The sequence below is a fragment of the Thermomonas haemolytica genome (assembly GCF_004346265.1).
Lineage (GTDB): Bacteria > Pseudomonadota > Gammaproteobacteria > Xanthomonadales > Xanthomonadaceae > Thermomonas > Thermomonas haemolytica.
Window position 1 is genome coordinate 111,283 of record NZ_SMAP01000001.1, and the last position, 19,120, is coordinate 130,402.

At 70.0% G+C, this 19,120-nt stretch carries 17 protein-coding genes; 3 read left to right on the forward strand and 14 right to left on the reverse strand.

From position 1 onward, the window contains the following. Positions 1–14: 14 nt before the first annotated feature. From EDC34_RS00590 to ndk, 8 genes are all read right to left on the reverse strand, one after another. Entirely contained in the window at positions 15–1,070 is a 1,056-nt protein-coding gene (locus tag EDC34_RS00590) for a DUF2272 domain-containing protein (protein WP_114958913.1), read from the reverse strand. Between the two features lie 97 nt (positions 1,071–1,167). Beyond that, positions 1,168–2,568 (reverse strand): ribosome biogenesis GTPase Der, encoded by a 1,401-nt coding sequence (gene der / locus EDC34_RS00595; protein ID WP_114958914.1) that lies wholly within the window; start codon positions 2,566–2,568, stop codon positions 1,168–1,170. A gap of 119 nt (positions 2,569–2,687) precedes the next feature. Beyond that, complete coding sequence (gene bamB / locus EDC34_RS00600; protein WP_425477431.1) at positions 2,688–3,866, reverse strand: outer membrane protein assembly factor BamB; 1,179 nt, start codon at positions 3,864–3,866, stop codon at positions 2,688–2,690. Between the two features lie 5 nt (positions 3,867–3,871). Beyond that, the gene (locus EDC34_RS00605; RefSeq protein ID WP_114958916.1) at positions 3,872–4,516 is read right to left on the reverse strand and encodes a YfgM family protein; all 645 of its coding nucleotides are present in this window, start codon (positions 4,514–4,516) and stop codon (positions 3,872–3,874) included. Positions 4,517–4,592: 76 nt separating this feature from the next. Further along, entirely contained in the window at positions 4,593–5,405 is an 813-nt protein-coding gene (locus EDC34_RS00610; RefSeq protein ID WP_114958917.1) for a helix-turn-helix domain-containing protein, read from the reverse strand. 8 nt (positions 5,406–5,413) lie between these two features. Then, positions 5,414–6,229: a tetratricopeptide repeat protein gene (locus tag EDC34_RS00615; protein ID WP_114958918.1), complete on the reverse strand. Its 816-nt coding sequence runs from the start codon at positions 6,227–6,229 to the stop codon at positions 5,414–5,416. Continuing rightward, positions 6,219–7,481: a dual-specificity RNA methyltransferase RlmN gene (gene rlmN, locus EDC34_RS00620; protein WP_240311026.1), complete on the reverse strand. Its 1,263-nt coding sequence runs from the start codon at positions 7,479–7,481 to the stop codon at positions 6,219–6,221. The genes EDC34_RS00615 and rlmN overlap by 11 nt, the downstream gene beginning before the upstream one ends. Before the next feature lie 7 nt (positions 7,482–7,488). Then, positions 7,489–7,914, reverse strand: a complete 426-nt coding sequence (ndk, locus tag EDC34_RS00625) for a nucleoside-diphosphate kinase (protein WP_114958920.1) — start codon at positions 7,912–7,914, stop codon at positions 7,489–7,491. Positions 7,915–8,151: 237 nt separating this feature from the next. On the opposite strand from ndk, the gene EDC34_RS00630 reads away from it, so the two are divergent. From EDC34_RS00630 to EDC34_RS00640, 3 genes are all read left to right on the forward strand, one after another. Then, on the forward strand, positions 8,152–8,778 hold the full coding sequence (locus tag EDC34_RS00630; RefSeq protein WP_114958921.1) for a TetR/AcrR family transcriptional regulator: 627 nt from the start codon (positions 8,152–8,154) through the stop codon (positions 8,776–8,778). Between the two features lie 31 nt (positions 8,779–8,809). Then, positions 8,810–11,179, forward strand: a complete 2,370-nt coding sequence (locus EDC34_RS00635) for a 3-hydroxyacyl-CoA dehydrogenase/enoyl-CoA hydratase family protein (protein WP_114959255.1) — start codon at positions 8,810–8,812, stop codon at positions 11,177–11,179. A 142-nt stretch (positions 11,180–11,321) separates the two neighbouring features. Continuing rightward, on the forward strand, positions 11,322–12,527 hold the full coding sequence (locus tag EDC34_RS00640) for an acetyl-CoA C-acyltransferase (protein WP_114958922.1): 1,206 nt from the start codon (positions 11,322–11,324) through the stop codon (positions 12,525–12,527). 134 nt (positions 12,528–12,661) lie between these two features. Here EDC34_RS00640 and galU read toward each other — a convergent pair whose 3' ends face one another. The 6 genes from galU to rpsA form a co-directional block, all read right to left on the reverse strand. Continuing rightward, on the reverse strand, positions 12,662–13,567 hold the full coding sequence (galU, locus tag EDC34_RS00645) for a UTP--glucose-1-phosphate uridylyltransferase GalU (RefSeq protein WP_114958923.1): 906 nt from the start codon (positions 13,565–13,567) through the stop codon (positions 12,662–12,664). Next, the gene (locus tag EDC34_RS00650) at positions 13,564–14,739 is read right to left on the reverse strand and encodes a polysaccharide biosynthesis protein (protein ID WP_114958924.1); all 1,176 of its coding nucleotides are present in this window, start codon (positions 14,737–14,739) and stop codon (positions 13,564–13,566) included. The genes galU and EDC34_RS00650 overlap by 4 nt, the downstream gene beginning before the upstream one ends. Further along, on the reverse strand, positions 14,736–15,725 hold the full coding sequence (locus EDC34_RS00655) for an MraY family glycosyltransferase (RefSeq protein ID WP_114958925.1): 990 nt from the start codon (positions 15,723–15,725) through the stop codon (positions 14,736–14,738). Before EDC34_RS00655 ends, EDC34_RS00650 begins: the two co-directional genes overlap by 4 nt. Continuing rightward, positions 15,712–16,890 (reverse strand): lipopolysaccharide assembly protein LapB, encoded by a 1,179-nt coding sequence (gene lapB / locus EDC34_RS00660; protein WP_114958926.1) that lies wholly within the window; start codon positions 16,888–16,890, stop codon positions 15,712–15,714. The genes EDC34_RS00655 and lapB overlap by 14 nt, the downstream gene beginning before the upstream one ends. 109 nt (positions 16,891–16,999) lie before the next feature. Further along, complete coding sequence (locus EDC34_RS00665; protein WP_114958927.1) at positions 17,000–17,302, reverse strand: integration host factor subunit beta; 303 nt, start codon at positions 17,300–17,302, stop codon at positions 17,000–17,002. 78 nt (positions 17,303–17,380) lie between these two features. After that, positions 17,381–19,078: a 30S ribosomal protein S1 gene (gene rpsA / locus EDC34_RS00670; RefSeq protein ID WP_114958928.1), complete on the reverse strand. Its 1,698-nt coding sequence runs from the start codon at positions 19,076–19,078 to the stop codon at positions 17,381–17,383. Positions 19,079–19,120: the final 42 nt, after the last annotated feature.

Genomic DNA, 19,120 nt, shown 5'->3' on the forward strand with positions numbered 1-19,120 from the left:
GCGCCGGGGCGCAGCTACTCGGCGCCCTGCAACGGCACCTCCGGCAGCCGTCGCGGTGGCGCCTGGCCGGGCAGCGGGCAGCGCGGAACGCCGCTGCCCAGCACGCAATTGACGCAGCAGGTTGGCGCCGGGGGCGGCTCTGCGACCGGCGCCGGCGGCGTCACCGCGCCCAACGCGGCCAGTTCCTCCTGCGGCCGCAGCACCAGCGCCGCCACCCAGTCCTGGCGATTGAAGTCGCAGGCCTGGGGCATGTCGGGCGAACACGGCAAATCACCCTCGGCGCGCTGCGGCAGGTTCCACAGGCGGTTCTCGGCATTGGTCGGCAGGATGCGCAGGGTCACCGCCTGTTGCACGTTGCCGCCGACCAGGTACACCCGGCCCGGCTCGCGCGAAACCACGACATCGCAATGCATCGGCACGCCGCCGTTGCCGGCCTCCAGCCGCTTGCGCAGCCCGGCCGGCCCAAGCACCTGGCCGGCGCGTGCGTAGCACAGCAGGTCACCGGCCTGCAGCTGCGCGTCCTGCGGTGCCTGCAGCCGGTACGGGCTGGCGGCCGGATCGCGCAGCGCGGCGCGCACGTAATCGGCGTGGCTGGCAGAGGCGCGGAAGCCCGGCACCCCGGCGCGCTGCATCACCCAGCCCACGAACGCCGCCGACCACGGGGTGTCCACCACGAAGGCGCGGCAGCCCAGCCCCGGGGACTCCGGCCGCATCGCCGCGACCTGGCAATCGCCGGCACCGGGCTTGAACGCCATCCCCGGCAGCAGGCCGCTGGCCTGCCAGTAGAACGCCACCCGCCGCCACGGCGCGCCGCCGTCCTGCAGGCCGCGGTCCTCGGCCTCGTAGGCGGTCAGGCTGGCCAGCCGGCCCTCGGTGTCGATGAAGGGGCGGTTCCAGCGCAACGATTCGGCGCAGGCCACCGCGGCGATGCGGGTGGACACCTGCGGGTCCTGTTGCCGCGATGCAAGATCGGCACAACCGTCACCCGCCGAAGCCGTGTCGGCGGCGAACATCAGGGCCAGCCCCAGCAGCAGCACTGGCAGGCGGCGCATCCGTGCAAAGTTCGACATCGATCATTCCTCGACAGTGCCAGCCACCTGCGCCCGCAGACGGCCAACGCACCGACTGAACAACGAAGACCGGGGCGACAAACGGACGCCCAGGGCGTCAGCCGCCGCGCTTCACATGCCGCATCAGGCGCCGCTTCTTGGCGATCTGGCGCTCGGTCAGCTCGTTCTTCTTGCCTTCGTACGGGTTGTTGCCTTCGCGGAACACGAAGCGGATCGGGGTCCCGACCAGCTTGAAGCGCTTGCGGAAGAAGTTCTCGAGATAGCGCTGGTAGCTGCCGCTGAGGGTCTTCAGGCGGCTTCCGTGGACGATGAAGGTCGGCGGCGACTCCCCGCCCGGATGGGCGAAGCGCAGCTTGGCCACGTGCCCACGCACCACCGGCGGCGGGTTCGCGGCATACGCCGCCTCGACCGCACGGGTCACCTCGGAGGTGCTGAACGTACGGGTGGCGGAAGCGTGCGCGCGGTGGATGGCCCGGAACAACTCGCGCAGTCCGGAGCCGTGCAGCGCGGAAATGCGCACGCGTTCGGCCCAGTCCACGAACCCCAGCTTGCGCGCGGCCAGCGCCTCGGCCTGCTGGCGTTCGTAGTCGCTGCGGCCATCCCATTTATTGAGCACCACCACCAGCGCGCGCCCGGCGTCCAGCACCGCGCCGAGCACGGTGGCGTCCTGGTCGGTCACGCCCTCGCTGGCATCCAGCATCAGCACCGCGACCTGGCACTGCTCGATCGCCTGCAATGTTTTGACTGCGGAGAACTTCTCCACCGCCTCCTCCACCCGCGCCCGCCGGCGCAGGCCGGCGGTGTCGATCAGGCGGTACTTGCGGCCATCGCGCTCGAGGTCCACCGCGATGGAATCGCGGGTGGTGCCGGGCACTTCCGAGGCGATCATCCGCTCCTCGCCGAGGATGCGGTTGACCAGGGTGGACTTGCCGACGTTGGGGCGGCCCACGAAGGCGATGCGGATGCGCTCGGGGTCGTCGTCCAGGGTCTCCGCGCTGCCGGTTTCCGGCAGCAGCGCTGCCACCCGCGCCAGCAACGCATCGATCCCGGTACGGTGCGCGCTGGAGACTGCCAGCACGTCGGAGAACCCGTAGCGGGCGAACTCCGCCAGCGCCGTGCGGACATCGATGCCATCGGTCTTGTTGACCACCAGCAGGGTCGGCTTGGCCAGCTTGCGCAGCCAGCGCAGGATGTCATCGTCCAGCGCCGAGCTGCCTTCGCGGCCGTCCACGATGAACAGCACCAGGTCGGCTTCTTCCGCCGCCGCCCGCGACTGGCGCGCAGTGGCGCCGGCCAGGCCTTCGTCCTCGCCGGCGATGCCGCCGGTATCCACCAGCACGAACGGCCGGCCTTCCAGCAGCCGGCACACGCCGTAGTTGCGGTCGCGGGTGACGCCGGGCTCGTCGTGCACCAGCGCATCGCGGCTGCGGGTCAGCGCGTTGAACAGGGTGGATTTGCCGACGTTGGGGCGCCCGACGAGGGCGACGAGGGGAAGCATGGGCACGTACCTTCAGGAACGGATGCCGGCGGGACATCCGGGGATCGAATGCGACAGCGGCCCCGGCAGGGTAGCCGGAGCCGCGGATCGGGGCCAGCCGCGCGGGCCGGCGCGGCGGGTCACTGCTGCAGCGCGAACGCGGTCAGCTTGCCATCGACGCTCTGCACCACCACGGTGCCGTTGGCTTCGACCGGCTTGCCGGTCACCGCCGCGCCCACCTTGCTGCGCGCGGCGAAGGCGCCGTCGTTGAGGCGCAGCCAGTGGACCACGCCCTCGTAATCGCCCACCACCGCGTAGTCGCCCTGCACGGTCGGGGCCGACACGTTGCGGTTGAGCAGGCCGGACTGCTTCCACAGGCTGCCGCCGGTGTTCTTGTCCAGCCCGACCACGTTGCCATCCTTGTCGGTGATGACCACCGCCGAGTTGCTCAGGCCCAGCCCGCGCACGCCGCCGTGCTCGCTGTCCCACAGCACCTGGCCGCGCGGGCCGTCGATCGCCACGGTGTGGTTCTTGAAGCTGGTGGCGAACAGCACGGTGCCATCCAGCACCGCCGCGCCGTCCACGTCGGCCATGCGCTCCAGCTCGCTGCGGCCATCGGGCTCGGCCACCGCCACGCTCCAGCGCTCGCTGCCATCACTGGCGCTGAGCGCGGTCAGGGTGCCGTTGTCGCCCGGCACGAACAGGATGCCCGGGCCGAGGGTGAGGTCGCCGGTGCCGCGCACGGTCAGCGCCGGCATGTCGGCGCTGTAGAACCAGCGGCGCTCGCCGTTGGCGGCGTCGAAGGCGGTGACGCGGCCATCGTTGGAATGCACGAACACCAGCCCATCGGCAATGGCGGGCGCGGCGATCACTTCATTGCCGACCTTGGCGGTCCACTTCTCATGGCCATCGCCGGCATCCAGCGCGATCACCTCGCCCTTCAGGCCGCCGACCACCACCAGCCCGTCGCCGGCACCGGGGCCGCCGCTCAGGCGCGCCTTGGAGTCGTAATGCCACAGGGCCTGGCCGCTGGCGAGGTCGAGCGCGGTGACCCCGCCATCGACCGCCGCCGCGAACACCTTGCCGTCGGCGATCACCGGATGCTGGCCGATGCCGAGATACTTCTCGCCCTTGCCGATCTTCGCCGTCCACAGCTGCTTCACGCCGACGGTGGGGGTGATATCGACCAGTTTGGCCGGCTCGCCGGTCTTGTCCTTGTTGCGGCCGCCGAACAGGTTCTTGACGCTGCTGCAGCCGGACAGGGCGAGCACCGCGACGAGGGCGGCGGCAATGAGGCGCAGGGCGCGGGGCTGGCGCAGGATCATCAGGCGTTGTCCTCGGTGTGCGGCGGCGTACCGCCGGCCTCGATCAGCTTCATTTCCAGCAGGCGGTGCTGGGCATCGCCCACGGCGACCAGCACCAGCGCCTTGCGGTAGGCCTCCTGCGCCTTGGCCATGTCGCCCAGCGCGAACTGCGCGTCGCCGCGCGCGTCCAGCATCGCCGGGTTGGTCTCGTCATCGAGCAGGGCCAGCGCTTCCTTGGCCTTGCCGGCATCGATCAGCAGGCGCGCCAGGCGCTCGCGCAGGATCGGGCGCAGGTCCGAAGGCACGTCGCGCACGCCGCGCAGGGTGGCGATGGCGTCATCGCGCTTGCCGGCATCCAACTGCGCCTTGGCCAGCTGCAGCGCGGCCAGCGTGCCCAGCGCGGGGTTGTTCTTGTCGAGGCTGGCGACCACGCCCTGCCCCTTGTCGGCCGGCAGCTTGCCGTCCTCGAACGCCTTCACCGCCTGCGCGTAAGCGGCGCTGACACCCATCTCCGCCTGCTGGCGCTGGGCCTGCCACCAGTTCCAGCCGGCGATCACCGCCAGACCGAGGCCGATGCCGCCGATGATGCCGAGGGCGTTGTTGCGGAGCCAAGAGCGTACCTGCTCGCTTTGTTCATGCTCATTGAGCAGATCGTCGATCGCCATGCTGCCTCTCGCCCGTCATCCTGGACGGGGTGATGTGGATGGATTCGGGGCCGGATGCGCCGCGCGTTTCGCAGATTCAATCGACCGCGGCGACCGAGCCGTCGGAGGATACCGCAAAGCGGGCGACGTTCGCGCGGGCGTGCGCCGCGACATCAATGGTCTGCCCGCGCACGTCGAGCTGCACCGCCGACGCGTTGCCGATGGTCATGCGCCCGACCTGAGCCGCGGCATAACGGCGCTCCACGCCGGCCGGCAACAACGCCTGCTCGATCGTCGCGCCATCGCGGCCGAGCACTTCCAGCCAGGTCTTGCCGCGGGTGCGCAGCAGGATGTCCGCACCCGGTTGCGCCGTCGCGGCCGGGCTCGCCGGGGCTGGCGCGGGTGCGGCCGGCAGCGGTGCCATCGAGGCCACCACCGTGCGCGGCAGCGCAGGCTGCGCGGCGGCGGACGGCGCGGTGTCGAGCGCCGCCACCGCGGGCGCGGCTTCCGCCGCCAGGTGCTGGCGGGTGGCGACCCAGGCCGGGATCGCCAGCGACAGCGTCAGCACGATGTAAACCAGCCGGCGCCCGATCTGCTCGGCCCACCAGCGGGTCTTGGGGATATGGGTGCGGCTGACCAGCCGGGTCGGCTCCACCGGCGCCACGTCCAGCGCCTCCATCATCGCGGTGGTGCCCAGGCCGAGCAGGCGCGAGTAGCTGCGCACCTGGCCGCGCACGAACACCGGCGCACCCAGCCGCGACCAGTCCTCCGCCTCCAGGGAGCGCACCACCCGGGCGGGCATGCGCAGCCGCGCCGCGACGTCCTCGATCTGCAAACCAGCCGCCTCGCGGGCCGCACGCAGGCGCGCGCCACAACCGGCCAATGCCGCGTGGGTGGAATCCTGGGCCATGTTCGCTGTCATTGCGTGCGCGGTGCCGTGGTTGGACCGGAGGAAATCGCCTGCAAACGGGAAAGATAGCGCGAAGCGGCCGCGTTGTCGCCCAGTTTCTGCTCGATTTCCGCCGCCAGCCGTAAACCGGACGGATCGTCCGGGCTCAGCGCCAGCCAGCGCTCGACGAACGCGCGCGCCTCCAGCCCGTTGCCGCGCGCCTGCTCCAGGGCGGCCAGCCCGGCCAGCGCGGCAAGGTTCTGCGGATCCAGCGCCAGCGCCTTGCGCCAGTTCGATTCCGCCCGCTGCACCTGGCCAGCCGCGCTCGCGCAGTTGCCGGCATTGGCCAGCGCGGCGACCGGCGTCGGGTAGGACGGATCGGCCAGCGCGCGGTCGAACCAGTCCAGCGACTCCGCCGCGCGCCCGTTGGCGCACAGCCAGCTGCCGTAGTTGTTGGCATAGATGCCGTTGCCCGGCGCGCCCATCGCCGCCGCCTGGTAGGCCTTGCCGGCAGCAGCGGCATCGCCGCGCGCGCTGGCGATCGCCCCCAGCAGGGTCTGGGCATCACCGGAGCCGGGCTGCAGCCTGAGCGCCTGCCGCGCCAGGCGCTCGGCCTCGGCGTACTCGCCGCGCTGCAGCTGATCGCCGGCGGACAGCAGCAACAAGGCCGGATCGGTCTCGGCGCGGCCCTTCTTGCCGCTCACATCATAGGTGGGGGCCACCTGGGTGTAGCCGCGCGGCTGGGCGCTGGGCCGGACGAAGGACAGGCGCTCCATCTGCTGGCAGCCGGCCAGCAGCAGCACCGAGAAGACCGCAAGCCCGATCCCCGCCCCGCTATGCCGCATGTACGTCCCCTTGCGCCTGCAGGCGCTTGCGATGCTCCGCCGAGCGCCGGGTGCGGTCCATCACCTGCCCTTTCAGCTGGCCGCAGGCGGCGTCGATGTCGTCGCCGCGGGTGCGGCGCACTGGCGCGATCATGCCGGCGTTGTTGAGCAGCTTCTGGAAGGCGCGGATGGCGCCCTCGTCCGGTCGCTCGTAGCGCGCGCCCGGGAACGGATTGAACGGGATCAGGTTGACCTTGGCCGCGTCCTTCATCTGCACCCGGCGGTCGAAGTCGCGCAGCAGCGCCACCAGCGCGCGCGCATGCTCCGGCTGGTCGTTGACGCCGCGCATCAGGGTGTATTCGAAGGTGACGGATTCGCCCTTCTTGCGCAGCGCGTAGCGCACGCAGGCATCCATCAGCTCGGCGATCGGGTACTTGCGGTTGAGCGGCACCAGCTGGTCGCGCAACTCGTCGAACGGCGCGTGCAGCGACACCGCCAGCGACACGTCGCTTTCCTGCGCCAGGCGGTCGATCATCGGCACCATGCCGGCGGTGGACAGGGTGACGCGCTTGTTGGCCAGGCCGTAGCCGAGGTCGTCGCGCATGATGCTCATGGCGCGCACGACGTTGTCGAAATTCGCCAGCGGCTCGCCCATCCCCATCATCACCACGTTGGTGAGCTTGCGCTGCTGGTGCGGCACGTTGCCGAGGTGGCGCGCCGCCACCCACACCTGGCCGATGATCTCGGCGGTGGACAGGTTGCGGTTGAAGCCTTGCGTCGCGGTGGAGCAGAACGTGCAGTTGAGCGCGCAGCCCACCTGCGAGGACACGCACAGGGTGCCGCGCCCCTTGTCCGGGATGTAGACCGTCTCGATGGCGTTCTTGGCATCCATGCCCAGCAGCCACTTGTGGGTGCCGTCACTGGATGCCTTGTCGAACACGACCTGCGGGGCGCGCACCACGGCGCGCTCCTCGAGCTTGGCCCGCAGCGCCTTGCCGAGGTCGGTCATGTCCGCGAAGTCGGTGGCGTAGCGGTGATGGATCCACTTCATCACCTGGTGGGCGCGGAACTTCTTCTCGCCCAGCTCGTCCTCGAAGAAGCGCTCCAGGCGAGCGCGGTCGAAGTCGAAGATATTGGTTTTCCCGGCATCGGCCGGGGCCGCAGCCTCGGTGGTGCGGCCGTCCACGCCGGCAGTCGCCGGCGCGGCGGCGGGCGCAGCCCCGTCGTCGCCCAGCAGGGCGATCTCGATGGACGGGGTGCGCGGGTCGGTCATCGCCGGATCAGCGCGCGTAGACGTCGGTGGCCGGGAAGAAGTACGCGATCTCGATCGCGGCATTCTCCAGCGAGTCCGAACCGTGCACGGCGTTGGCGTCGATGCTGTCGGCGAAGTCGGCGCGGATGGTGCCCGGCGCGGCCTCCTTCGGATTGGTCGCACCCATCAGCTCGCGGTTCTTCAGCACCGCGCCCTCGCCTTCCAGCACCTGGATCATCACCGGGCCGGAGATCATGAACTCCACCAGCGCGTTGAAGAACGGGCGCTCGCGGTGGACGGCGTAGAAGCCCTCGGCCTCGGCGCGCGAGAGGTGCTTCATCTTGGCGGCGACGACCTTCAGGCCGGCCTGCTCGAAACGGGTGTAGATCTGGCCGATCACGTTCTTGGCGACGGCATCGGGCTTGATGATCGAAAGGGTGCGCTCCAGCGCCATGGGATTCTCCGGGAGGTTGGCGGGCGTCCTTGCCGGAAGCGCCCGAGGATAACAGAAAAACCCGCGTACTGGCGCGGGTTTGGCCGATATGGCTGCCACGGATTCTAGCGCATTTCCGGTGCATTCCGCAGCATCGGCCGCACTGCCGTCCGTCGCCCGGAACGCGACTGCGATTGACGTACGCATGCGTACGGCGTAGCCTCAAACGAGCGTTTGATTCTGGCGCCGGGAGTCCGCATGAGCCTGCAGCACTTCTCCACCAAGGACCGCATCCTGTACGCGGCCGAGGAACTGTTCGCCCAGCAGGGCTTCGCTTCCACCTCGCTGCGCCAGGTCACCAGCCGCGCCGACGTCAACATCGCCGCGGTCAACTACCACTTCGGCAGCAAGGACAACCTCGTCAACGAGGTCTTCCGCCGACGCATGGACGTAATGAGCGCACAGCGGCTGGACGCCCTGCACCGCGCGCTGGAGACCGCGCCCGGGCAGCTGGAACCGATCCTGGCCGCGTTCGTGGAGCCGGCGCTGGCCATGGCCCAGGACCGCCACGGCGGCGGCGCCTTCATCCGGGTGATCGCCCGCACCTATGCCGAGAACAACGACAGCCTGCGCAAGTTCCTGTCCGACCAGTACGGCCACGTGCTGCGCGAGTTCGCCAAGGCCATCGCCGGCTGCGTGCCGGGGCTGGGCAAGGAGGAGCTGTACTGGCGGCTGGACTTCCTGTCCGGCGCGCTGACCTATGCGATGGCCGACTTCGGCCTGATCAAGCGGCCCTCGGGGGTGTCCGAGGCCACCCACCGCCAGCGCGCCGCGCAGGCGCTCATCCGTTTCGCCGCGGCCGGATTCCAGGCCGAAGCGCACTGATTAAATCAGGATTTTCAAGGAGATGGAAAACATGCCTCAGAAACTGCTTGTACATCGCGCCGCCGTGCTCGGCGCCGGCGTGATGGGCGCGCAGATCGCCGCCCACCTCACCAACGCCGGGGTGGACACCGTGCTGTTCGACCTGCCCGCCAAGGACGGGCCGGCCGACGGCATCGTGCTCAAGGCGATCGCCAACCTCGACAAGCTCTCGCCCGCCCCGCTGGCGAGCAAGGCGCTGGCCGCGGCGATCACCCCGGCCAATTACGACACCGGCCTGTCCCTGCTGCAGGACTGCGACCTGATCATCGAGGCGATCGCCGAGCGGATGGACTGGAAGCAGGACCTCTATCGCAAGATCGCTCCCTCGGTGCCCCCGCACGCGATCCTTGCAAGCAACACATCGGGCTTGGGAATCAATGCCTTGGCAGGCGTTCTTCCGGAAGAACTGAAGCATCGGTTCTGCGGCGTGCACTTCTTCAACCCGCCGCGCTACATGCACCTGGCCGAACTCATCCCGGCGCAGACCACCGACCCGGCGGTGCTGGATGCCCTGGAGACCTTCCTCACCACCCAGCTCGGCAAGGGCGTGGTGCGGGCCAAGGACACCCCCAACTTCATCGGCAACCGCATCGGCGTGTTCTCGATCCTGTCGGTGATCCACCACACCCGCGCGTTCGGCCTCGGCTTCGACGAGGTGGACGCGCTGACCGGCCCGCTGCTGGGGCGGCCGAAGTCGGCGACCTACCGCACCTCCGACGTGGTCGGCCTGGACACCATGGCGCACGTCATCAAGACCATGGCCGACACCCTGCCGGACGACCCCTGGCACCGCTACTTCCAGTCGCCGGACTGGCTGCAGGCCCTGATCGCCAAGGGCGCGCTGGGCCAGAAGACCGGCGCCGGCATCTTCCGCAAGGTCGGCAAGGACATCATGGTCCTCGATCTTGAGAAGCAGGACTACCGCCTGGCCGACCGCGGTGCGGCGCCAGAGGTGGTCGAGATCCTGAAGCTCAAGGATCCGGCCGAGAAGTTCGCCCGCATGCGTGCCAGCGCGCATCCGCAGGCGCGCTTCCTGTGGGCCTGCTTCCGCGACCTGTTCCATTACAGCGCCTACCACCTGGCCGCCATCGCCGACACCGCGCGCGACGTGGACCAGGCTATCCGTTGGGGCTATGGCTGGGCGCAGGGCCCGTTCGAGACCTGGCAGTCGGCTGGCTGGCGCCAGATCGCCACCTGGATCGGCGAAGACATCGCCGCCGACACCGCCATGAGCGACGCGCCGCTGCCGGCCTGGGTCGGCGCGCGCGAGGGCGTGCATGCCGCCGAAGGCAGCTACAGCCCGGCCAAGGACGCCCTGCTGCCGCGCTCGTCGCTGCCGGTGTACCGGCGCCAGCGCTTCCCCGACCCGATGCTGGGCGAGCGCTTCGCCCCCGGCGAGACGGTGTTCGAGAACGACGGCCTGCGCATGTGGCACGACGGCGACGACATCGCCGTGGTCAGCTTCAAGACCAAGATGAACACCGTCTCCGACGCCGTGCTGGACGGGCTGCAGGAAGCGGTGGGCCGCGCCGAGCGCGACTTCGCCGGCATGGTGATCTGGCAGCCGAAGGAGCCGTTCTCCGCCGGTGCCGACCTCGCCGGTGCGCTGGGCGCGCTGCAGGCCGGCAAGCTCGACCTGTTCGAGGCGATGGTGGCCAACTTCCAGGCCACCAGCCAGCGCATCAAGTACTCGCTGGTGCCGGTAGTGGCAGCCGTGCGCGGGCTGGCCCTCGGCGGCGGCTGCGAATTCCAGATGCACAGCGCCAAGACCGTGGCGCACCTGGAGAGCTACATCGGCCTGGTCGAGGCCGGGGTGGGCCTGCTGCCTGCCGGCGGCGGCCTGAAGGAGCTGGCGGTGCGCGCCTCCGCGGCGGCCGGCCCGGGAGGTGACGTGTTCGCCGAGCTGAAGAAGACCTTCGAGACGGTGGCGATGGCCAAGGTGTCCAACTCCGCGGCCAACGCCAAGGAGCTGGGCCTGCTGCGCGCTGGCGACAAGATCGCCTTCAACGCTTACGAGCTGCTGCACATCGCCAAGGTCGAGGCGCGCGCGCTGGCCGAGGGCGGCTACCGCCCGCCGCTGCCGGCGCGCCGCATCCAGGTCGCCGGCGAGGTCGGTATCGCCACCTTCAAGATGCTGCTGGTGAACATGCTGGAAGGCCGCTTCATCAGCGACTACGACTACGAGATCGCCGAGCGCATCGCCACCGTGCTGTGCGGCGGCGAGGTCGAACGCGGCGCGCTGGTGGACGAGGACTGGCTGATCCGGCTGGAGCGCAAGCACTTCGTGGAGCTGGCGCAGCAGGACAAGACCCAGGCCCGCATCGCGCACATGCTCAAGACCGGTAAGCCTCTGCGTAATTGATCGTGGAAAAGATCGGGCCTCCTGCCACGACTTTTCCGGCGCGGGCGAACGATGTGACGTTCGCCCGCTTGCGCGGCATCGCACGCGATGCCGCGGCGGCACGTCCCTGTGCCGCCACCACACCAGACATCGGAGCGTATCCATGAGCAAGCAAATCCAGGACGCCTACATCGTCGCCGCCACCCGCACCCCGGTGGGCAAGGCCCCGAAGGGCGTGTTCCGCAACACCCGCCCGGACGACATGCTGGCGCACGTGCTGAAGGCCGTGGTCGCGCAGGCCCCGGGCATCGACCCCAGCCGCATCGACGACGCCATCATCGGCTGCGCCATGCCCGAGGGCGAGCAAGGCATGAACGTGGCGCGCATCGGCGTGCTGCTGGCCGGGCTGCCGGACACCGTGGCCGGGCAGACCATCAACCGCTTCTGCTCCTCCGGCCTGCAGGCGGTGGCGCTGGCCGCGCAGCAGATCCAGCTGGGCCATTCCGACCTGATGCTCGCCGGCGGCACCGAATCCATGAGCATGGTGCCGATGATGGGCAACAAGGTCGCGCTGTCGCCGTCGGTGTTCCGCGACGACCACGTGGCGATCGCCTACGGCATGGGCATCACCGCCGAGAAAGTGGCTGAGGAGTGGAAAGTCTCGCGCGAGGACCAAGATGCCTTCGCCCTGGCCTCGCACCAGAAGGCGCTGGCCGCGCAGGCCGCCGGCGAGTTCCGCGACGAGATCACCCCGTACGAGGTGGTCGCGCGCCTGCCCGACCTCGCCGGCAACACCATCCGCATGAAGAAGCTGCTGGTGGAGCAGGATGAGGGCCCGCGCGCCGACACCTCGCTGGAAGGCCTGGCGCGCCTGCGCCCGGTGTTCCGCAACGGCCAGTTCGGTGGCACCGTCACCGCCGGCAATGCCTCGCAGATGAGCGACGGCGCCGGCGCGGTGCTGCTGGCCTCCGAGCAGGCGATCAAGGACTACGGGTTGACCCCGCTGGCCCGCTTCGTCAGCTTCAGCGTGGCCGGCGTGCGCCCCGAGGTGATGGGCATCGGCCCGATCGCCGCGATCCCCAAGGCGCTCAAGCAGGGTGGCCTGACCCGCGACCAGCTGGACTGGATCGAGCTCAACGAGGCCTTCGCCGCGCAGGCGCTGGCGGTGATCCGCGACTGCGAACTGGACCCGGCCAAGGTCAACCCGCTGGGCGGCGCGATCGCGCTGGGACATCCGCTGGGCGCCACCGGTGCCATTCGCACCGCCACCATCGTGCACGGCCTGCGCCGGCGCAAACAGAAATACGGCATGGTGACCATGTGCATCGGCACCGGCATGGGCGCGGCGGGCATCTTCGAGGCGCTCTGATCCCGCCCATTCCGGGAACGCGAAAACGGCGCCGCAAGGCGCCGTTTTCGTTGGGGCTTCCGGGAGCGCTGTGCATGACGCGACCGGCGCGCCGTGAACCGGAATCCCGCATGCATGCCAAGGCGCGGGCCGGATCAGGTCTCAACCACGCCCATCTCGCCCAGCGCGTTCTGCATCAGGCTGCGCGCGGCGTCGCTGAGCCTCTCGTTGTCCAGCGCATAGCGGATGGTGGCTTCGATCAGCCCCAGGTGGGTGCCGCAATCGAACCGGGTGCCGTGGAAGCGGAACGCATCCACCCGCTCGCGCTGCAGCAGCGCGGCGATCGCGTCGGTCAGCTGGATTTCCCCGCCGGCGCCCTTCGGCGTGGTTTCCAGCAGGTCGAAGATCCCCGGGTTGAGGATGTAGCGGCCGACCACCGCCAGGTTGCTGGGCGCGTGCTCCGGGCGCGGCTTCTCGACGATCTCGCGGATCCGCCCGGCCTGGCCGTCGAACGCGTCGGTGGCGACGATGCCGTAGCTGCCCGTCTGCTCGCGCGGCACGTCCTGCACCGCCACCGCGCTGCCGCCGGTGGCCTGGGCGTGATCAGCCATCTGCTTGAGCGCACCGTCGCCGCGGCTCCAGATCAGGTCGTCCGGCAGCAGCACCGCGAACGGCTCGTCGCCGACCACCGGGCGCGCACACAGCACGGCATGCCCCAGCCCCAGCGCCTCGGCCTGGGTCACGAACACCGCGCGCACGCCCTCGGGCAGCACGTTGCGCACCAGCGCCAGCAATTCCTGCTTGCCGGATTTCTCCAGCTTCTGCTCCAGCTCGTAGGCCTTGTCGAAGTAATCGGCCACTGCGTGCTTGTAGCGGTTGGTGACGAACACCAGGGTGTCGCAGCCGGCGGCGATCGCCTCGTCCACCGCGTACTGGATCAGCGGGCGGTCGACGATCGGCAGCATTTCCTTGGGCACCGTCTTGGTCGCCGGCAGGAAGCGGGTGCCGAGGCCGGCCACGGGGAATACCGCCTTGCGGATGCGCGGAGAGGATCGGGTCATCGATGGGCTCTGTCGTTGGAATCGCGGGAATCGCGGGAATATCGGGGTCCAGGCGCGCTGGAGTCGGCGGGCGCGGCCTCGCGCAGCAGGCGCTGCAGCGCGGGCACATCGTAACGGTGCACAGCCTCGCGCAGCGCCTCCAGCCGGGTGGCGAAGGACGCCGGCGCGGCCGCCTCCAGCGGCAGTCGCCAGATCCCGGGCGCGGCCTCCTGCCGCTGCGCCGGCAGCCCCGGCTCGTGCAGGCGCTCGCCCGGACGCAGCCCGGTGAATACCATCCCGACCTCCTGCGGATGCAGGCCCGCCTGCCGCACCATGCGCGAGGCCAGTGCCAGGATCGACACCGGCGCGCCCATGTCCAACGCGTACATCGCGCGCGGCTCGCCCAGCGCGGCCGCCTGCAGGATCAGCTGGCAGGCTTCGGTGATGGTCATGAAATAGCGGGTGGCCTGCGGATGGGTCACCGTCAGCGGCCCGCCGCGGCGGATCTGTTCGCGGAACACCTGCGCCACGCTGCCGGCCGAATCGAACACGTTGCCGAAGCGCACCACCGCCAGCCGGGTCGCGGAGGCGTCCGCGAGCAGCGCCATGCAGGCCTGCTCTGCCAGGCGCTTGCTCGCGCCCAGCACGCTGACCGGGTCCACCGCCTTGTCGGTGGACACCAGCACCATGCAGGCGATGCCGGCGGCACGCGCCGCCTGCGCCACCGCCGCGGTGGCCAGAACGTTGTTGCGCACGGCTTCGCGCGGCTGCGCCTCCAGCAGCGGCACGTGCTTGTAGGCGGCGGCGTGGATCAGGGTCTGCACCGGCCCCTGCCCCAGCGCATGCGCCAGCACCGCCGGATCGCCGCAATCGCCGAGCACCGCCACGCTCTCCAGCCCCGGGAACGCCGCGTGCAGGCGCTCCTGCACCTGCAGCAACGCCAGTTCGTCGATCTCCACCAGCACCAACCGACGCGCGCCGTGCAGCGCGCACTGGCGGCACAGTTCGGCGCCGATCGAGCCACCGGCCCCGGTCACCAGCACCGACTGCCCGCGCAGCCAGGCGCGGATCATGCCGGTATCAGCCATGCGCTCGGCGCGGCCCAGCAGTGCTTCGACATCCACGCCCTGCAGCGGCCCGCGCTGGCGGTGTCCGCGCAGCGGCGTCAGGCGATGCCACCAGTGGCGGTTCATGCCCGCACCTCCGCGCCAACAAGCGCCTGACCGCGCCACCACAGCCAGGCCGTGGCCATCAGGAACACGCCACTGCCGGCCCAGGCCAGCGCGACCGGCGCGGCCTGCAGCCTGGCCATGCAGGCGATCGCCAGCACGGTCCACGCCGCGTAGCGCAGGGTGACGCGCGGATGGCCGAGGGCAGGCGCCCAGCGCTGGTAGAGATGTTGCAGATGCGGCTGCCACCAGCGCTCGCCGCGCAGGACGCGCCGGCCCAGGGTCATCCCCACGTCCACCAGCACCGCCACCAGCGGCAGCGCCAGCAGCGGCCACCGCGCGGGCGGATGGGCCTGCAGCGCCAATACCAGCAGGCAGGCCAGCAGATAGCCCAGCGCGCCGCTGCCGACATCGCCCGCGAACACGCGCGCGCGCGGGAAATTGAACGGCAGGAAGCCGAGGCCGGCGGCGATCAGCGCCAGCGCCAGCCAGCGCCCCGCCTCCTGCAGGCCCCAAGCCAGCGCCAGCGCGCACAGCAGCGCCTGGCTGGCCGCCAGGCCGTCGATCCCGTCGATGAAGTTCCACGCGTTCACCAGCACCGGCACCGCCACGAAGCCCAGGACCACCACGGTCGGCGATGCCTGCGCACGCGCCAGCGCGATCGCCAGGCAGGCGGCGGCCAGCAGCTGCGCCGATAGTTTCCAGTGGATGGCCAGTGGACGATGGTCGTCGCTCCAACCGGCCAAGGCCACCAGCCACAGGCCCGCGCCCATCCAGCCGGCACCGGGGATGCCAAGCCAGGCGAACACGGCGAAGGCCGCCAGCCCGGCCAGCGCGATCCCGGCCCCGCCACCGCGCGGCGTGGGCACGCGGTGGCTGCGCCGCGGGCCCGGCAGGTCCAGCATGCCGGCGCGCGGGGCGAACCGGCGCACACCCTCGGTGGCCGCGGCCGAGAGTAGCAGGCTGGCCGCCATCCACATCCCGGCCAGCGCCGGATCAGACCACCGCATAGTTCAGCAGCGGCTTCACCGTTCCCCACTCCTTGCAGCTCGGGCACTGCCAGTGGTGGCTGCGCGCGCCGAAGCCGCAGCGGTTGCAGCGGTAGCTGGGATTGCGCACCAGCAGCTGGTCGGTGATGTGCTTGAGGTCGTGCAACGTGGCGACTGCGTCCGCGCCATCGGCCAGGCTGAGATCGATCAGCGCCGCCTCGCCGCGCACCGAGGGCCGGTCCTTGAGCTGCTGGGCCAGATACCGCCGCGCCGCGCCGATGCCCTCCTCCGCCTCCAGCATCCGGGTCAGCGCCAGCACCGGGGAGATGCCTCGGTAGTGCTCGCACATGCCGGCGAGGAAGGCCCGCGCGCCGGTGCGCTCGCCCACCTTCTCGTAGTTCTCCAGCAGCGTCGGCAGGATCACCGGGAGGAAATCCGGGTCGTGGCGGGCGGCGCGTTCGAGCGCGCGGATGGCGGCCTGGGTATTGCCGGCCTCGGCCTCGATCCGGCCCTCGATGATCCCCGCGCGCACCGAGGTGGGATCGGCTGCATAGGCGCGCGCCACCGCCGCGCGCGCGGCCTCGGCGTCGCCATTGCTGCGGTGGCGGTCGGCCAGCTCGCATTCGAACTGCCCGATCAGGCGGCCCATCGGCTGGCCGGTCACCTGCTCGTAGCGGGTGGCGTTGTGGATCGCCTTTTCCCAGTCGCGCTCGGACTGATAGATGTCGATCAGGTGCTTGAGCGCTTGCGGGGCGCGCTGGTCGAGCTGGGCGAGATCGTTGAACACGGTTTCCGCGCGGTCCAGCAGTCCGGCGCGCATGTAGTCCTCGCCCAGCGCGGACAGCGCCTGGATCTTCTGGGTATCGGTCAGGTCCGGGCGCTGCGCCAGCGCCTGGTGCAGGCGGATCGCCCGGTCCACCTCGCCACGCCGGCGGAACAGGTGGCCCAGCGCGACCTGGGTCTCGAAGGTGTCCTTGTCCAGCTCGGCCACGTGCAGGAACAGCTCGATCGCCTTGTCCGGCTGCTCGTTGAGCAGGTAGTTCAGGCCGCGGAAATAGGTGGTCGAGAGCTTGCTGACCTGATGCCCGCTATGGCGCTCGCCGCCGCGACGCCCGATCACCCAGCCGGCCAGCGCCGCCAGTGGCACCGCGATGATGAACCACATCCACTGGTCGAGAAATTCCATGGGTCCCTCCGGGGCTCGGACAACGCAGCACGCGGGCCACCGCGGATGCGGCCGCTAGCTTAGCGGACTGGACGGGACGGGTCAGCCGGAACGCACGCCTGCGGCGTGCTCAATCGGCATCGGGCAGCGGGATCACGTCGGTGACCCGCTCGCGCAGTTCCTTGCCGGGCTTGAAATGCGGCACGTACTTCCCGGGCAGGGCCACCGCCTCGCCGGTCTTGGGATTGCGGCCGGTGCGCGGCGGCCGGTAATGCAGGGAGAAGCTGCCGAACCCGCGGATCTCGATGCGCTCGCCACCGGCCAGCGCACCGCCCATCATCTGCAGCAGCGTCTTGACCGCCAGATCGACGTCGTCGGCCTTCAGGTGCGGCTGCCGACGGGCCAGCAGTTCGATGAGTTCGGATTTGGTCATGGATTTGTGTGGTTATCGCCGTGGATTGCAAGCGGCCCGGCACGAGCCGGGCCGCTGCAGATTCCGCTACCGACCGGATCAGTCGGCCTTGTTCAACTGCTCGCGCAGCAGCGCGCCCAGCTTAGTGGTGCCGCTGGCGGCGTCGGCATTGGCCTTGTTGTACTCGGCCAGAGCTTCGGCGGTCTCGGCCGCGTCCTTGTCCTTGATCGACAGCTGCAGGCTGCGGCCCTTGCGGTCCATGCCCACGAACTTGGCCTCGATCTGCTGGCCGACCTTCAGCACCTGGCTGGCGTCGTCCACGCGCTCGTCGCTGATGTCGCGGGCCATGACGTAGCCTTCCACGCCTTCGCCCAGGTCGATGGTCGCGCCCTTGGCGTCCACGTCCTTGACGGTGCCGGAGACCTTGCTGCCCTTCGGGTGCGCCGCCATGAACTGGCCCAGCGGGTCCTGCTCCATCTGCTTCACGCCAAGGCTGATGCGCTCGCGCTCCGGATCCACCGCCAGCACCACCGCCTCAAGCGTGTCGCCCTTCTTGTAGTTGCGGGCGATGTCCTCGCCGGTGGAGTTCCAGCTGATGTCGGACAGGTGGATCAGGCCGTCGATGCCGCCCTCCAGGCCGATGAAGATGCCGAAATCGGTGATCGACTTGATCTGGCCGGACACCTTGTCGCCCTTCTTGTGGATCGCGGCGAAGGTCTCCCACGGGTTGCTGGTGACCTGCTTGATGCCCAGCGAGATGCGGCGGCGCTCCTCGTCCACGTCCAGCACCATGACCTCGATCTCGTCGCCGACCTGCACCACCTTGGCCGGGTTGACGTTCTTGTTGGTCCAGTCCATCTCGGAGACGTGCACCAGGCCTTCCACGCCCGGCTCGATCTCGACGAACGCGCCGTAATCGGTGACGTTGGAAACCTTGCCGAACACGCGGCTGTTGGCCGGGTAGCGGCGCGAGATGTTGTCCCACGGATCCTCGCCCAGCTGCTTCAGGCCCAGCGAGACGCGGTTGCGCTCGCGGTCGTACTTCAGCACGCGGACGTCCAGCTCCTGGCCCACTTCCACCACTTCGGACGGATGGCGCACGCGCTTCCAGGCCATGTCGGTGATGTGCAGCAGGCCGTCGATGCCGCCGAGGTCCACGAACGCGCCGTAGTCGGTGAGGTTCTTGACCACGCCCTTCAGCACGGCGCCCTCGACCAGCTTCTCGAGCAGCTGCTCGCGCTCCTCGGAATGCTCGTTCTCGACCACCGCGCGGCGGCTGACCACCACGTTGTTGCGCTTGCGGTCGAGCTTGATGAGCTTGAACTCCAGCTCCTTGCCTTCCAGGTAGACCGGGTCGCGCACCGGGCGCACGTCGACCAGCGAGCCGGGCAGGAACGCGCGGACGTCCTTGATGTCGACGGTGAAGCCGCCCTTCACCTTGCCGCTGATGCGGCCGACGATGGTCTCGTTCTTCTCGAGCGCTTCCTCGAGTTCGTCCCACACCATGGCGCGCTTGGCCTTCTCGCGCGACAGCACGGTTTCGCCGAAGCCGTTCTCGAGCGAGTCGAGCGCGACCTTGACCTCGTCGCCGATGCCGACGTCGATCTCGCCGGCGTCGTTGCGGAACTGCTCGATCGGGACGATGCCCTCGGACTTCAGGCCGGCATTGATGACGACGACGTCGTTGCGGACATCGACCACGATGCCCTTGACGATGGCGCCGGGCTTGAGCTTGGCCAGGTTGGCCTGGCTGGCTTCGAACAGTTCGGCGAAGGATTCGGTAGCTGCGGAGTTCATGAAAAATCTCGGGTGGATACACGGGCAACCCACAGCAACGGG